General features: G+C 72.6%; 14 protein-coding genes. 11 read left to right on the forward strand and 3 right to left on the reverse strand.

Translation table 11 applies throughout. The features are described 5' to 3' along the window. Positions 1-23: 23 nt before the first annotated feature. Positions 24-746, forward strand: coding sequence for a class I SAM-dependent methyltransferase (locus tag Q5722_RS13250; protein WP_305028729.1), 723 nt, complete (start codon positions 24-26; stop codon positions 744-746). Between the two features lie 81 nt (positions 747-827). Further along, the gene (locus Q5722_RS13255; protein ID WP_305028730.1) at positions 828-1,109 is read left to right on the forward strand and encodes an SCO2097 family morphological protein; all 282 of its coding nucleotides are present in this window, start codon (positions 828-830) and stop codon (positions 1,107-1,109) included. Here the strand turns inward: Q5722_RS13255 and Q5722_RS13260 are convergent. The 3 genes from Q5722_RS13260 to Q5722_RS13270 are packed head-to-tail and all read right to left on the reverse strand — an operon-like array spanning position 1,067 to position 5,413. Continuing rightward, positions 1,067-3,280, reverse strand: coding sequence for a transglutaminase TgpA family protein (locus Q5722_RS13260; protein WP_305028731.1), 2,214 nt, complete (start codon positions 3,278-3,280; stop codon positions 1,067-1,069). The two genes, Q5722_RS13255 and Q5722_RS13260, sit on opposite strands and share 43 nt — an antisense overlap. Continuing rightward, positions 3,277-4,476: a DUF58 domain-containing protein gene (locus Q5722_RS13265; protein WP_305028732.1), complete on the reverse strand. Its 1,200-nt coding sequence runs from the start codon at positions 4,474-4,476 to the stop codon at positions 3,277-3,279. Before Q5722_RS13265 ends, Q5722_RS13260 begins: the two co-directional genes overlap by 4 nt. Positions 4,477-4,492: 16 nt before the next feature. Then, entirely contained in the window at positions 4,493-5,413 is a 921-nt protein-coding gene (locus Q5722_RS13270; RefSeq protein WP_305029078.1) for an AAA family ATPase, read from the reverse strand. A 217-nt stretch (positions 5,414-5,630) separates the two neighbouring features. Between Q5722_RS13270 and mraZ the strand changes: the two genes are divergently transcribed. From mraZ to Q5722_RS13315, 9 genes are all read left to right on the forward strand, one after another. Beyond that, entirely contained in the window at positions 5,631-6,059 is a 429-nt protein-coding gene (mraZ, locus tag Q5722_RS13275) for a division/cell wall cluster transcriptional repressor MraZ (protein WP_305028733.1), read from the forward strand. Positions 6,060-6,272: 213 nt separating this feature from the next. Continuing rightward, on the forward strand, positions 6,273-6,416 hold the full coding sequence (locus tag Q5722_RS13280; RefSeq protein WP_305028734.1) for a hypothetical protein: 144 nt from the start codon (positions 6,273-6,275) through the stop codon (positions 6,414-6,416). Positions 6,417-6,434: 18 nt separating this feature from the next. Next, positions 6,435-7,406 carry a 16S rRNA (cytosine(1402)-N(4))-methyltransferase RsmH gene (gene rsmH / locus Q5722_RS13285; protein ID WP_305028735.1) on the forward strand — a complete coding sequence of 324 codons (972 nt, stop codon included), beginning with the start codon at positions 6,435-6,437 and terminating at the stop codon, positions 7,404-7,406. After that, a complete protein-coding gene (gene ftsL / locus Q5722_RS13290) occupies positions 7,403-7,966 on the forward strand; it encodes a cell division protein FtsL (protein WP_305028736.1) in 564 nt (187 codons plus the stop codon). Before rsmH ends, ftsL begins: the two co-directional genes overlap by 4 nt. A gap of 16 nt (positions 7,967-7,982) precedes the next feature. Beyond that, positions 7,983-9,758 (forward strand): peptidoglycan D,D-transpeptidase FtsI family protein, encoded by a 1,776-nt coding sequence (locus Q5722_RS13295; protein ID WP_305028737.1) that lies wholly within the window; start codon positions 7,983-7,985, stop codon positions 9,756-9,758. Then, positions 9,755-11,284, forward strand: a complete 1,530-nt coding sequence (locus tag Q5722_RS13300) for a UDP-N-acetylmuramoyl-L-alanyl-D-glutamate--2,6-diaminopimelate ligase (RefSeq protein ID WP_305028738.1) — start codon at positions 9,755-9,757, stop codon at positions 11,282-11,284. Before Q5722_RS13295 ends, Q5722_RS13300 begins: the two co-directional genes overlap by 4 nt. Next, positions 11,281-12,702, forward strand: coding sequence for a UDP-N-acetylmuramoyl-tripeptide--D-alanyl-D-alanine ligase (locus tag Q5722_RS13305; RefSeq protein ID WP_305028739.1), 1,422 nt, complete (start codon positions 11,281-11,283; stop codon positions 12,700-12,702). Before Q5722_RS13300 ends, Q5722_RS13305 begins: the two co-directional genes overlap by 4 nt. 2 nt (positions 12,703-12,704) lie before the next feature. After that, positions 12,705-13,784 carry a phospho-N-acetylmuramoyl-pentapeptide-transferase gene (mraY, locus tag Q5722_RS13310; RefSeq protein ID WP_305028740.1) on the forward strand — a complete coding sequence of 360 codons (1,080 nt, stop codon included), beginning with the start codon at positions 12,705-12,707 and terminating at the stop codon, positions 13,782-13,784. Further along, on the forward strand, positions 13,777-14,790 hold the full coding sequence (locus tag Q5722_RS13315; RefSeq protein WP_305028741.1) for a Mur ligase family protein: 1,014 nt from the start codon (positions 13,777-13,779) through the stop codon (positions 14,788-14,790). Before mraY ends, Q5722_RS13315 begins: the two co-directional genes overlap by 8 nt. The last annotated feature ends 15 nt before the right edge of the window (positions 14,791-14,805 follow it).

The following is a 14,805-nucleotide window of genomic DNA, read 5'->3' on the forward strand; positions in this document are numbered from 1 at the left end:
GGGCCACCACTACTGTGGGCGCCATGGCTGGCACTGATCGCCGCGCGACCGTCCTCTGGGCGGCCCTCGAAGACATCCTCGACGAGTTCCCGGGTGCGACCGTGCTCGACATCGGCGGAGGCACGGGTGGCTTCGCCGTGCGCCTGGCCGAGCAGGGGCACCGGGTGCGGGTGATCGATCCGAGCCCCGACGCCCTGGCGGCGCTCGGTCGCCGTGCGGGCGATGCCGGTGTCGCCGACCTCGTGTCGGGAGAGCAGGGAGACCTCGCCGACCTGGCGGCCCTCGTGCCGACCGGGAGCGTCGACGTCGTGCTGTGTCACGGGGTCATCGAGATGGTGCCCGACCCGGCCGCTGCCCTCGCGTCGATCGCTGCCGTGCTGCGTCCGGGTGGCGTGCTCAGCCTCCTGGTCGCGCAGCGTCACGCGGCGGTGATCGCGCGGGCGATGGCCGGACAGTTCCAGCAGGCGCGCGACCTGCTCGTGGGCGGCCCCGGTGCTGTGCCGTCGAGTGCTCGCAGCGCGGGCCGCCGGTTCACGGCTGCGGAGGTCGAGGAGCTCCTCAAGGGTGCAGGATTCACGCCGTCGGCACGCCAGGCGATCCGCGTGTTCAGCGACCTCGTGCCGGGGGCGCTGCACGACAACGAGCCGGGCTCCGCGGAGGCACTGGCGGACCTCGAGCGGGCGGTTTCCTCGCTTCCCGAGTTCCTGCCGCTCGCCAGCCAGGTGCACCTGGTCGCGCGCCGCTGAAAAAATGCCCGGAGCGGGTACCCCGACTGCGGTGACCTGCCTAGACTGGAGACGAACGATCACACGCAGGGAGGAGGGCCCGTGCCACTCTCGGAAGAAGAGCTGAGGCTCCTGGAGCAGATGGAGCGCGCCCTCAGCGAGGAGGACCCCAAGTTCGCCTCGACCCTGCGCGGCAGCTCCTTCCGCCGTGCCGCTCGGCAGCGTGCGATCCTCGCGGGCGTCGTCTTCGTCGCCGGTGTGGCGCTGCTGATGTCGGGTGCGGTGACGGAGATGGTGCCCGTCGCGGTCGGCGGGTTCCTCGTGATGCTCGCCAGTGCGACCTACGCGCTGTCGGCCTTGCGCAGCCGTCCGTCGCCGCGCTGACCCCCGAGGACTGACCGCGGCCACCAGGTGGCGCGTCGCGCGACCCGTCGTTCGGACGCGGAGCGGAGGGCGTCGCTGCACGTCGCGACGTCGTCGCTGGTCGCCGTGCCGGTCCCGGCGGAGGCGTAGCGGCGCAGCTCGAGCGTCGTGACCACACGGTCCAGCGCCTCGTGCGCCGCGGTCTGCTGCCCGGCCCCGAGGTGCGGAGCGATGGCGTGCGCCGTCGCACGGGGCGAGCGCCCTGCCGGCCAGGCGAGGCCGAGGTCGGTCGCCGTGGCGTGCAGCTCGGCCCACCACGCCTCGACGTCGGGTGAGCCGAGCCGCCGTGCCCGCTGCCGGCGCCGGACGAACCACGGTGTGGCTGCCAGTCCGGCCACGAGCACCAGCCCGGTCCCGAGGACCAGCGGGAGCGGGACGCCACCGTCGTGGGACCTCGTGGAGACCGGCCCCTCGTCCGGCAGCTTGTTGCCCGGCCGGGGAGCCGCCGACGGGGTCGCCGTCGACGTTGCGCTGGTGCTGGGCGAGGGCTGGGTGCGCGGCCGTGACCAGGCGGGGAGCGTCCCGGTGTGGCTGGTCGGCGTCGGCTCGAAGCCGACCCACCCCACGCCACGGAACCAGATCTCGGGCCATGCGTGCAGGTCGTGTGCGCTGAACTCGTAGGTGAGTCCCGTGACGTGACGGGGGCGCAGGAAGCCGACGGAGACCCGCGCCGGCATGTCGAGCTCCCGGGCGAGAAGCGCCATCGAGGCCGCGAACTGCTCGCAGTAGCCGCTGCGGGAGTGGTTGAGGAAGTCCCCGAGCGCGGCGAAGCCACTCCCGGCCGCCGTGTCGGTCGAGTACGTGAAGTCGTGCTGGAACCACTCCTGCAGGTCGACGGCCCGCTGGTAGTTGGTCCTCGCTCCTGCGGTGATCTTCCGGGCGAGCGTGCGGACCCAGGCGGGACGCGCGGACGGCAGGGCGGTGTCGGCGGCGGGCCGGGTCGGGTCGGGTGGCGTGCTCGCCAGCCGGGCGGCGTCGATCCGGGGGCGGTACTCGTCGACGATGTAGTGCAGCCCCGCCGTGGTGCCGGGGGTGCCGGCCCGGTGCACGTCGAGCTGGTTGCTGTCGTAGCGCCAGCTGTCGCCCGTGACCACCTTGACCGTCCAGGTGGGAAGCGGAAGCCAGTCCGACGCGAAGGCCGGCGAGATCGTGACGTGCCAGGGAACGCGCCGCCCCGGCAGTCCGAGGGCGGGCGCGGCCGGGAACGTGCCGTCGACCCCGTTGTCCGGCGGCCAGGAGCGGGGCCCGGCCCGCCAGGCCTTCCCGTCGAACTCGTCGAGCACCGTCAGTCGCACGTACGACGGGGGTGCCGCGTCGCCGCCGAGCGTGACGCGCATCAGGTCGATGTCGGTGCCGCGCGTGAGGTTGCGCCGGAGGTCCGCGACGGGGTCGGCGACGCGGACCGTGCCGGAGGGACCGTCCCCGTCAAGGCGGTAGGGCTCGCGGTGGGGGAGTACGCCGGGCAGCAGGGTGGCGAGCACGAGTGCCGCGCCGCCGACGACGACGAGCTGCCGCAGCGAGCGGAACGTCGCCGAGCGGCCGTGGGCGGCCACGTGCCCCCAGCGCCCGCGCTCGACCTGCTCGTGGGTCGCGATCAGCGCCACCCATGCGGCAGCTGCGAGGAGGAACGGGAGCGCGCCCGACGCGGTGCCCAGGACGCTGACGGGCAGCACCCAGGCCGCGAGGAGCGGGAGGCTCGCAGGCAGTACGCGACCCAGCGACACGGCGACCAGGTCGACGACGAGGTGGACCGCGACGCCGCCGGCGAGAAGGAGCGGCACGATCGAAGGCAGGCCGCGGGCGACCGGTGACGGGTTCTGTGAGGCGGAGTCGAGGGCATGGACCAGGGCGAGCAGGGCATGACGCGTCGACTCCGTCGTGGGCAGCCAGGAGGTCCCCAGCTGAGCCTGCAGGACCAGCAGGGCGGTGAGGAGCTGGCCCGAGAGGGCGAACGGCCACTCGAGGCCGATCCGTCGCAGGCCGACGCCGGCCGCACACACCAGAGCGATCGCCAGGAGCAGGCGGCCTGCGAAGCCGGCGGTGTCCTCGCCGAGGCGGCTCCAGGAGGCCAGGACGAGCCAGCTCGCGACCGCGGCCAGCGCGGCGACACGGGGGCTGCGGAGGGTGGTCATGGCATCGCCGCCAGCTCGCGCCACGCCACGGCCAGGATCGTGTCGGGGCGGACGGTCACGGCGCGCCATCCGGCGGCCCGGAGCGACTCGCCGGGAGGCGTGCCACCAGCTGAGGCCCAGCGGTCGACGTCGAGGGCCAGGGCGACGGCCGGCGCTCCGTGGTGGAGCAGGCGTCGGAGCGTGGCGGCGTCGTCGCGCACGTCGCCGAGGACGGCGACGAGCATCCCGTGGCGCGCGCCCGTGCTGAGCCACGCGGTGTCGATCGTGGTGCGGCTGGCGGGCTCGACGACCGCGAGCTCCTCGAGCATGCGGTCCGCGTCGGCGGCCGTCGCACCGTCGTGCCATCCGTCTGCCGACGGAGGCCCGTCCGCGGTCACCAGGCGTACGACGAACCCCCGCGCGGCGAGGTGTGCGGCCACCGAGGCCGCCGCGGTCACGGCTGCCTCGAGCGACGAGGCCGCACCGTGACCTCGATGCGCACGGGCGCGGTTGTCCAGGAGCACGGTCGCGCGGGACTGCCACGGCTGCTCCTCCCGCCGCACCATGAGCTCCCCGGTGCGCGCGCTCGTCCGCCAGTGGACCCGCCGGAGCGGGTCGCCCTGGCGGTACTCGCGGACGGTGACGTCCTCGGCACTTCCGCTGGCGAACGCGCGAGGCCGGTTGTCTCCCGCGCCGGTCCAGGTCCCGGCGCGGCCGACGGCCGGCAGCGTGAGGACGGCCGGCGTCACGATGAGGTCGCTCTCCTCCTCGAGGACCCGCGTCCGTACGGCGAGGCCGAACGGGTCGACGGCCCGCACCGTCAGCGGTCCGAGGGGGAACCTCCCGCGCACGTCGGAGCGGACCGTGTAGTCGACCTCCGTCTCCCACGCGCCCGAGGCGGCGGGCAGCACGAAGCGGGGACGGACGCCGAGCGCCCACGGCACGCGGTCCTCGAGGAGCAGTGGTCCGGTGCCGGTGGTGCCGGCGAGTGCGAGGCGCACGTGTGCCGGCTGACCGGTGGGCGTGCACCGCGGCTCGAGCGTGCGCTGGACGCTGACCGGGTGGTCGCGGCGTACCGACACCAGGCCGAGCAGGGTCAGGGCGGTGAGGAGCACGCCCACCCCGGTGAAGGAGGGCTGCCCGAGGGCCACCCCGCCGACGGTGGCGGTGATGCCGGCGGCGAGGAGGGTGCGCCCTCGGGCGGTCAGCGACGCCATGGTGCGACCGACGTCCTCAGGACGGGGCGGGGACGGGGACGCGACCGAGGATCGCGGTCAGCACCGCCTGGGGCGTCCGCCCGGTGAGGGAGGCCTCGACGCCCGGGAGCAGCCGGTGGGCCAGCACCGGCACGGCGAGGTCGTGGACGTCGTCGGGCAGCACGAAGCCGCGGCCGGACAGGGCGGCGCGTGCCTTCGCGGCGCGGATGAGGTGGAGCGTCGCGCGGGGTGAGGCTCCGAGCCGCAGGTCGGGGCTGGTGCGCGTCGCCGTCGCCAGGTCGATGGCGTAGCGGCCCACGGCGTCGGAGACGTGGACCCGCGACACGATCTCGATCAGCTTGCTGACCTCGGCGGCGTCCGTGACCGGCTCCAGCTCGTCGAGGGGGTTGGCGGACGTGTGGGCTCCGAGCATCGCCAGCTCGGCCTCCGGCACCGGGTAGCCCATCGCCACGCGACACATGAAGCGGTCGCGCTGGGCTTCCGGGAGGGCGTAGGTGCCCTCCATCTCGATGGGGTTCTGTGTCGCGATCACGAGGAAGGGAGACTCGAGGGCGAGCGTCGTGCCGTCGACGGTGACCTGGCGCTCCTCCATGCACTCGAGCAGCGCGGACTGCGTCTTGGGCGAGGCTCGGTTGATCTCGTCGCCGACCACCACGTTGGCGAAGACGCCGCCGGGGTGGAAGTCGAAGCGTCGCGTCTCGGGGTCGAAGACGCTCACGCCCGTCACGTCGGACGGGAGCAGGTCCGGGGTGAACTGGATCCGCTTCACCGTGCCGTCGACGGACCGCGCCAGTGCCTTGCTGAGCATCGTCTTGCCGACGCCCGGGACGTCCTCGATGAGCAGGTGTCCCTCGGCCAGCAGCACGGTCAGCGCGGTGTCCACCACCTCGCGCTTGCCCTCGATGACGCGCTCCATGTTGGCGCGGACCCGCGCCATGACCCGCGTGACCGTCTCGAGGTCACCAGCTGCCACTCCCACGCCCACAACGTAGCGCGAGACGGCCCCGCGCGGCGTCGACAGGAGCCTGCGAGCGCTGATGAGGGGCACTTCCCGAAAAGGGGAGGGAAACGCCTCCAACATGGTTGACGGTGGTGGGAAGTGGAGTAATGTGGAGCGCAGTGGAGGAAGAGTGGGGGAAAGGGGTGGAGAACGGATGTTCTTCGGCACCTACACCCCCAAGCTCGACGACAAAGGGCGCCTCTTCCTCCCGGCGAAGTTCCGGGATCAGCTGGCGGAAGGGCTCGTGGTCACTCGTGGCCAGGAGCGATGCCTGACCGTCTGGTCGATGCAGGACTTCGCGGGCATGACCGACCGGCTCCGCGAGGCGCCGGTCACCAACAAGGGAGCTCGCGACTACGTCCGCATGTTGTTCGCGGCGGCGTCGCAGGAGGTCCCGGACAAGCAGGGCCGCATCTCCATCCCCGCCGTGTTGCGCGAGTACGCCTCGCTCGGCAAGGACGTGATGGTGATCGGCGCGATGAACCGGATCGAGATCTGGGACCCGACGGCCTGGGCCTCCTACTCCGAGGAGCAGGAGCAGAAGTTCTCGGAGCTCTCCGACGAGGTCTTCCCGGGGATCTGATCCCCGCTCCACCACCACGCACCACCAGAGAAACAAGAACAGCGGATTCGCAGGACGAGGTCTCGTGCCCACTTCTGCCCGTGCCCTGGGGCAACTTCCCCGGCTCCAGGCCACAACTTCCCCCTCAGCGCGGAAGTGGGCAGGGACCTGGTCAGGCGAATCCGCTGTCGTCCTCCGCGACGACACCAACCGGATTCCGAAGGGTCGAGACCAATGAACGCCAGCACCGGCACCCGCGAACAGCGGGTACGCGACCAGGCCCGCGAGGCCCTGGCCGTCATGGTGCTGTCCGCGGGGCTCTCGATCGGATGCGCGATGGCTCTGGTCCTCCTCATCGCCGCTCGCGGACAGGTCTAGGCGAGGACTGATCTGACGATGCGTCCCCTCCACGTCCCGGTCCTGCGCGAGCGGTGCGTCGAGCTCCTGGCCCCTGCCCTCCAGCGCGAGGGATCGGTCATGGTCGACTGCACGCTCGGCCTCGGCGGCCACACCGAGGCAGTTCTCGAGGCCCTCCCGAACGCCCGCGTCATCGGCATCGACCGTGACCCCAACGCCCTGCGGCTGGCGGGGGAGCGGCTCGCGCCGTTCGGTGACCGCTTCGTCGGCGTCCACGCCGTCTACGACGAGATCCTCGAGGTGATCGCCGGCCAGGGGCTGTCGCACGTCGACGGCGTCCTCTTCGACCTCGGCGTCAGCTCGATGCAGCTCGACGTCCGGGAGCGCGGCTTCGCGTACGCCGAGGACGCACCGCTCGACATGCGCATGAACGACGGCACGGGCATGACCGCCGCCGACGTCCTCAACACCTACGACGAGCACGAGATCGCGCGGATCCTCCACCAGTACGGCGAGGAGAAGTTCGCCCGCAAGATCGCCAAGGCGATCGTGCGGGAGCGCGAGATCGAGCCGTGGACCCGCTCGGGGCGCCTCGTCGAGCTGCTGTACGCCGAGATCCCCGCGCCGGCCCGTCGTACCGGCGGCCACCCGGCCAAGCGGACCTTCCAGGCGCTGCGCATCGAGGTGAACGACGAGATCGACGTGCTGCGCCGGGCCATGCCGGCCTCGCTCGCGGCGGTCGGCGTCGGCGGTCGCGTGGTCGTGGAGTCCTACCACTCCCTCGAGGACCGGATCACCAAGCAGGTCTTCACCGAGGCGACCCGCCTCGACGTCCCGCCGGACCTCCCGTTCGTGCCGGCCGGGATGGAGCCGCCGTTCAAGGCCGTCACGCGCGGCGCCGAGAAGGCCGTCGAGCCCGAGCTCACCGAGAACCCCCGCGCCGCCAGCGTCCGACTTCGCGCCGTCGAGCGCATCCATGCAGACACCCCCCGAAGGAGCCCCCAGCGATGAGCACGCCGCAGCTGTCCCGCGTCCGCGTCACCCGTATCGCCGAGGAGGCCGTCGAGCGGGCCCGCCTGCGCGTCGTCCCGCGCACGCGTGTGCGTGCGCCGAAGGTGCCGTTCGTGATGCTGGTGAGCGCGATCCTGCTCGCGGGCGTGGTCGGCCTGCTCCTGTTCAACACGACGATGCAGCAGAACTCCTTCGCCGAGTCCGACCTGCAGGCGCACGCCGACGAGCTCCGCTCCGAGCAGCAGGCGCTGCAGGCCGAGATCGACTCGCTCAACGACCCGCAGCGCATCGGCGAGGAGGCCAACCGCCTCGGCATGGTGATGCCGGTCTGCCCGCGGTTCCTCGACACCGCGACCAACAAGGTCACCCAGGCCTGCGACGAGCCGGCCACCAAGCTGCCGATCGACGCGCCGGCGCAGGCGCGTCCCGAGTCGCTGATCCCCGAGCGCACTGTGGTAAAGGTCAAGGCCAAGCCGACGACGAAGCAGACCGACACGCCGCAGGGTGGTGCCGCGAAGGCCGTCGGCGTGGGTTCTCATGGAGTCAGCAGCACCAACTGACCCCCGAAGGACCCACGTGAACCCCCGCCCCGGCAGCCAGTTCCGCCTGAAGTTCGGCTTCCTGGTCATCGCCATCGTCCTGTCGTTCTACGGCGCGCGCCTCGTGCAGCTGCAGGCGATCGACCCCGGGTCGTACTCGCAGATCGCCTACAAGGAGGGTCTCGAGCAGGTCGTCCTGCCGGCATCGCGTGGCGAGATCGAGGACCGCAACGGCGTGGCCATGGCCGCCTCCATGGACGGGCTGATGGTGATCGCCGACCCGTTCCTCACGGCGCCGAAGGCCCCCCAGCTCGCGAAGTTCCTCGCCGACCGGCTCGGTGTCGACTACTTCGCGACGCTGGAGAAGCTCCGGAAGACGACGGGCGACGGCAAGCGCTACCAGATCATCGCCCACCGGATCCCGGCGACGAAGGTGCGCAAGGCCCTCGCCGACGCGGCCGACCAGGGCTTCCAGGGCCTCAGCACCGAGCGCGACCCGATCCGGGCCTACCCGCTCAACGACGTGGGGGCCAACGTCGTCGGCTTCATCGGCCAGGACGACGAGAACGGACCGCTCGCCGGCCTCGAGCGCACCTTCAACAAGCAGCTCGCCGGCGCGGACGGCGAGGCGCGCTACATCGCCGTGAAGGGCCGCCAGGTCCCGCTGTCCGAGGCGGAGATCACCGAGCCGCGCGACGGCCGGCCGCTCCGCCTCACCCTCGACAGCGACGCGCAGTGGTTCACCCAGCGGACGCTCGCCGCCGCGGTGCGCAACTGGAAGGCGGCCTCCGGGGTCGCCATCGTCATGGACAGCCACACCGGTGAGCTCCTCGCGTACGCCGACTACCCGTCGTTCGACGCCAACGACCCGCAGGCCACCGACAAGGAGTACTACGGCTCGAAGGGCGTGCAGGACCCCTACGAGCCGGGCTCGGTCGAGAAGGTGCTGACCCTCTCGTCCGTGATGGACTCCGGCCACGCGACGCCGGAGACCCGGCTGACCGTGCCGGACGTGCTGATGCGCGACAACTGGCCGATCCACGACCACGGGCGCCAGGGCACGGTGAAGCTGACGCTCGCCGGTGTCCTCTCGCGTTCCTCCAACATCGGCACGACGCTGTCGGCGGAGACGATGGAGCCGAGCGAGATCCGCGACTACCTGGCGAAGTTCGGCCTCGGCCAGCGGACCAACGTCGGCCTGCGCGGCGAGAGCGCCGGCGTGGTGCCCGCTGCTCCGTGGAGCGACATCCAGCGGGCCACGATCTCCTACGGACAGGGCATGACCGTCACGCCGCTGCAGATGATCGCTGCGGTCAACACCATCGCCAACGGCGGCGTCCGCGTCTCGCCGAGCCTCATCGAGGGCACCGCGACCACGGACACCGGTGTGAAGGTCGGCACCTCGCAGGCCACCGCGACGCGGGTGCTGAGCGCGGACACCGCCGAGAAGATGTCGCGGATGATGGAGACGGTGCTCGACCCGGAGGAGGGCACCGCGCCCCTCGCCCGGATCCCCGGCTACCGGGTCGCGGGCAAGACGGGCACGGCCCAGGTCAACGAGAACGGCAAGTACCTCGACAACCTCAACGACAACTCGTTCGTCGGCTTCGCCCCGGCGGACAACCCGCGCTTCACCGTCTACGTGGTGCTGCGCCACGTCAACGGCGGCGCGGGCGGCCTGACCGCCGGTCCGGCCTTCAAGCGGATCATGAGCTACATGCTGCGCAAGTACGGCATCCCGCCGACGGACACCACCGCCACGCCGTACGAGACGACGTGGGGCGGCCGCGGCACCGGTAACCTCCAGCCGTGAGCGACGCGATCCCGTTCGAAGCGCCCGTCGGGCGACCCCGCGTGCCCCGTCGTACCCCGCTGGGAGAGGTCGCGGGCTGGCTCGGCCTGGCGGACCCCGGGGCCGACGCCGAGGTCTCCGGCATCTCGCTCAGCACCCAGCGCATCCAGCCCGGCGACGTGTACGCCGCCCTGCCCGGCACCCGCGTCCACGGGGCGACGTACGCCGCGCAGGCGGTCGCTGCCGGCGCGGTCGCGATCCTGACCGACGAGGCGGGCGCCGAGCTCGCCGCCGGCTGCGGTGTGCCGCTGCTGGTGGTCGACGACGCCCGCGCGTCGCTCGGCGCCGTGTCCGCGCGCATCTACGGCGAGCCCGCCCGCGACCTGCGGCTGCTCGCCGTGACCGGCACCCAGGGCAAGACCACGACGACGCGCCTCGCCGAGCTCGCCCTCGAGCACGCCGGGGTCGCCGCGGCCGTCATCGGCACCGTCGGCACGCGGGTCAACGGCGAGGACATCAAGACCGCCCTGACCACGCCCGAGGCGCCCGATCTCCACGGCCTCTTCGCGATGATGCGCGAGCGCAAGGTGGACGCGTGCGCGATGGAGGTCTCCTCGCACGCACTGGTGCTGGGCCGCGTCGACGGTGTCCAGTTCGACGTCGCGGTCTTCCTGAACCTCGGGCGCGACCACCTCGACTTCCACAGCGACCTCGCCGACTACTTCGCCGCCAAGGCGCGTCTCTTCACCCCCGAGCGTGCCCGCCTGGCCGTGGTCAACGTCGACGACGAGCACGGCCGGATCCTGCGCGACCAGCTCGCCGGCGACGTGCACGGCGTACCTGTCCGGACCTTCTCGACGCGGGGTGACGCCGACTGGCGCGCCACCGACATCGTCGCCGGCCCGGAGGGCTCGACCTTCACCGTCATCGCACCGGACGGGCGCACGGCGCCGACGTCGGTGCCGATCGCGGGCGACTTCAACGTCTCCAACGCGCTGGCCGCCGTGGCCGCCTGCGTCGAGGCCGGCTACGAGCTCCACGCCGTGGCGGCGGGGCTCGCTGCATCCGGCGGGGTGCCCGGACGGCTGGAGCGCGTCGAGACCGGTCGCGACTTCCACGTGGTCGTCGACTACGCGCACAAGCCCGATGCGGTCGAGGCGGCGCTGCGCACGCTGCGCCCGCTCGTCGCGCCCGGCGGCCGGCTGATCTGCGTCATCGGCGCGGGCGGCGACCGCGACACCGGCAAGCGCCCGGTGATGGGCGAGATCGCGGCACGCCTGTCCGACCTCGTCGTCGTCACCGATGACAACCCGCGCTCCGAGGACCCCGCGGCCATCCGCGCGGCCGTCCTGGCCGGCACGGCCGAGGGCCCGGCGGAGGTGCACGAGATCGGCGACCGGCGCCTCGCGATCCGCTTCGCCCTGGCCCGGGCCGTGGCCGGCGACATCGTCCTGGTCGCGGGCAAGGGCCACGAGACCGGCCAGGAGGTCCACGGCGTGGTCCACCCCTTCGACGACCGTGAGGTCGTCCGGGAGGAGCTCGCGTGATCCCGATCCGCCTCTCCGAGATCGCGACCATCCTCGGGGGAGAGCTCCACGGGGACGACGCCGTCGTCACCGCGCCTGCCTTCGTCGACAGTCGCGCCGCCGAGCCGGGCGGGCTCTTCGTCGCGATCGCCGGCGAGCGCGTGGACGGCCATGCGTATGCCGGGGGAGCGGTCGCGGCAGGTGCCGCCGGCGTCCTCGGCTCCCGCCCGACCGATGCTCCGACCGTCGTGGTCGAGGACCCGGCCGTCGCCCTCGGCGTCCTGGCCCGTCACGTCCGCGACCAGCTCCCGGGGCTGACGGTGCTGGCCCTGACCGGAAGCCAGGGCAAGACCGGCACCAAGGACTTCCTCGCCCAGGTGCTCGCCGCCGCGGGGGAGACCGTCGCGACCGCGGGCAACCTCAACAACGAGCTCGGGGTACCCCTGACGGTGCTGCGCGCGACGACGTCGACGCGCTACCTCGTCGTCGAGATGGGTGCCCGCGGCATCGGCCACATCTCCTACCTGTGCGGCATCGCCCGCCCCGACGTCGCCGCCGTCATCAACGTCGGCACCGCCCACCTGGGCGAGTTCGGCACGCAGGCGGCCATCGCCCGGGCGAAGGGCGAGATCGTCGAGGCGCTGGCGCCAACCGGTGTCGCCGTGCTCAACGCCGACGACCCGCTGGTGGCGGCGATGGCGGCCCGCACGACGGCACGCGTGCTGGCGTGGGGTGCCGTGGCGGACGAGCGCATCGAGCCGGCCGGCGTGCAGTTCGGCGCCATCGAGCTCGACGACCTGGGGCGGCCCGCCACGACGTTCCACTTCCGTGGCCGCGACGACCTGCCGTTCCAGGGAGCCGGCAAGGCCGCCGTCCAGCTGCTCGAGATCGGCCGGCACCAGGTGCTCAACGCCGCCGCGGCGGCCGCCATGGCACTGGCGGCGGGCGTGGCCCCGCAGACGGTCTTCACCGCGCTCGGTGAGGCCCGCAGCCTGTCCCGCTGGCGCATGGAGGTCCACGACCGCGCCGACGGCGTGACGGTCGTCAACGACGCCTACAACGCGAGCCCCGACGCGATGCGGGCTGCCCTCGACACCCTCGGCGGCATCGGCCAGCGGAGCGGCCGCCGCACGGTCGCGGTACTCGCGGAGATGCGCGAGCTCGGCGCCGAGACGGCGCGCATCCACGCCGAGATCGGCGCCCACGCGGCGAGGGCCGGCGTGGAGGTCCTCCTGGTGATCGGTGCCGACGCGGCACCGATGCTCGAGGGTGCGAGCAAGATCTCAGACTGGTCCGGCACGGCGGTGTCGGCTGTCGACCGGGCCGCTGCTCTGGCATGGTTGCGCGAGAACGTCGCCCCCGGCGACGTCGTACTGGTCAAGGCCTCACGGGGGGCCGCGCTGGAGCACGTGGCCGACGGGCTGCTGGAGAAGGAGTAACGATGAGGGCGATCCTGCTGAGCGGCGGCCTCTCGCTGATCCTCTCCCTGATCGGCACCCGCTACGCGATCCGCGTGCTCAGGGCCAAGGGCTACGGCCAGGAGATCCGCGAGGAGGGTCCGGAGTCGCACAAGACCAAGCGCGGTACGCCGACCATGGGCGGCATCGTGATCATCTTCGCGACGCTGCTGGCCTATGGCCTCGCCAAGCTGCTGACCGGTGAGCTCCCGACCGCCTCGGCGCTCCTGCTGCTCTTCCTCTTCGCGGGGTGCGGCCTCGTCGGCTTCCTCGACGACTTCATCAAGATCTACCGGCAGCGCAACCTCGGCCTGCGCAGCCGCGCCAAGATGATCGGCCAGACCTTCATCGCACTCGTCTTCGGCGGCGTCGCCATCTCTCCGTGGATGGAGGACAAGGACGGCATCCGCCCCGCGTCGCTCCACATCTCCCTGCTGCGCGACTGGACCGCCTGGACCATCCCGGCGGTGGTCGTGATGGCGCTGATCTGGGTGATCGTGACCGGCACGAGCAACGCGGTGAACCTCACCGACGGCCTCGACGGCCTCGCTGCCGGCGCCTCGGTCATGGTCTTCGGCGCCTACACGCTGATCAACATCTGGCAGTCCAACCAGTCCTGCTTCTCCGAGCTCCGCACCCCGGGGCCGAACTGCTACGACGTGCGCGACCCGCTCGACCTGGCGATCGTCGCCGCCGCGATCACCGGCGCGACGTTCGGCTTCCTGTGGTGGAACGCCTCGCCCGCGCAGATCTTCATGGGCGACACCGGTTCGCTCGCCCTGGGCGGCGGCCTGGCCGGCCTGGCGATCCTGACCCGCACGGAGCTGCTGCTCCTCATCCTCGGTGGTCTCTTCGTCATGGAGACGCTCTCGGTGATGATGCAGGTCTCCTACTTCAAGGCGACCAAGGGCAAGCGGATCTTCCGGATGGCGCCCATCCACCACCACTTCGAGATGCTCGGCTGGGAGCAGGTCACGGTCGTGATCCGGTTCTGGATCATCACCGGCCTGCTGGTCGCCGGAGGGATGGGCCTCTTCTACGCGGAGTGGGTCGCCGGTGCCTGACGCCCGCGACGTCATGGCCCTGGACCGCTCGGGGCCGTGGGAAGGCGTGCGCGTCGTCGTCGCCGGCTTCGGCCGCGCGGGCTTCGCTGCCACCGACAACCTGCTCCACCTCGGCGCGACCGTGACGGCGCGGGCGCTGCCGCTCACCGACGACGACCCGTCCGAGGCCGACCAGGCCGAGAAGGCCGAGCTCCTCGAGGTGCTGGGCGCGCGCGTCGAGCTGCTGCCCGACGCGCTCGCCTCGCTCCCCGACGACGTCGACCTGGTCATCGCCTCGCCTGAGCACCGTGACACACCGCTGGTGGACCAGGCGCGCCTGCGCGGCGTGCCGGTCTGGGGCGAGGTCGAGCTGGCCTGGCGCCTGCGGGACACCGCCGCCGGCAGTCGCCCGGCTCCGTGGCTGGTCGTCGCGGGCAGCGCGGGCCAGACCGAGGTGGCGCTCCTCGTCGAGCAGATCCTGCTCGCAGCGGGGCAGCGGCCGGCGGTGGCCGGGCTCGCGGGCCTGCCCCTCGTCGAGGCGGTCATGGACCCCGAGCCGTACGACGCCCTCGTCGTCGCGCTCGACGACGCGCAGCTCGCCGGCGTCCGCTCGATGAGCGCGCTCGCTGCCGCCGTCCTGGACAGCTCGGAGGGTGACGTGGGGTCGGCGGCCTCGCGGGCCGCGGCGTACGAGCACGTGCAGGAGGCCTGCATCTACGTGGCGGCGGACGCGACGACGGAGGAGCTGGTCCGGGAGGCCGACGTGGTCGAGGGCGCGCGCGCCATCGGCGTCACGCTCGGCATGCCGGGGGTCGGCATGCTCGGTGTGGTCGAGGACCTGCTCGTGGAGCGGGCGTTCCTGCCGCAGCGCTCCACCTCCGCCGCCGAGCTCACCTCTCTCGAGGAGCTCGGCACCGACGACACCGTGACCGTCACCCGCTCCCTGGTCGCCTCTGCGCTCGCCCTCGCCGCGGGCGCGACGCCGGCTGCGGTGCGTGACGGACTTCGCAACGCGCGACACGCGTGAGCGCCTACCGCGGAC

Source organism: Nocardioides jiangxiensis (assembly GCF_030580915.1).
Taxonomy (GTDB): Bacteria; Actinomycetota; Actinomycetes; order Propionibacteriales; family Nocardioidaceae; genus Nocardioides; species Nocardioides jiangxiensis.

Excerpts from the sequence above, each read along its gene's own strand:
- Q5722_RS13260 (WP_305028731.1), bottom strand. The coding sequence starts at position 3,280 with ATGACCACCCTCCGCAGCCCCCGTGTCGCCGCGCTGGCCGCGGTCGCG.
- ftsL (WP_305028736.1), top strand. The coding sequence starts at position 7,403 with ATGAGCACGCCGCAGCTGTCCCGCGTCCGCGTCACCCGTATCGCCGAG.
- mraZ (WP_305028733.1), top strand. The coding sequence starts at position 5,631 with ATGTTCTTCGGCACCTACACCCCCAAGCTCGACGACAAAGGGCGCCTC.
- Q5722_RS13270 (WP_305029078.1), bottom strand. The coding sequence starts at position 5,413 with ATGGCGCGGGTCCGCGCCAACATGGAGCGCGTCATCGAGGGCAAGCGC.
- mraY (WP_305028740.1), top strand. The coding sequence starts at position 12,705 with ATGAGGGCGATCCTGCTGAGCGGCGGCCTCTCGCTGATCCTCTCCCTG.
- Q5722_RS13265 (WP_305028732.1), bottom strand. The coding sequence starts at position 4,476 with ATGGCGTCGCTGACCGCCCGAGGGCGCACCCTCCTCGCCGCCGGCATC.
- Q5722_RS13250 (WP_305028729.1), top strand. The coding sequence starts at position 24 with ATGGCTGGCACTGATCGCCGCGCGACCGTCCTCTGGGCGGCCCTCGAA.
- Q5722_RS13280 (WP_305028734.1), top strand. The coding sequence starts at position 6,273 with ATGAACGCCAGCACCGGCACCCGCGAACAGCGGGTACGCGACCAGGCC.
- rsmH (WP_305028735.1), top strand. The coding sequence starts at position 6,435 with ATGCGTCCCCTCCACGTCCCGGTCCTGCGCGAGCGGTGCGTCGAGCTC.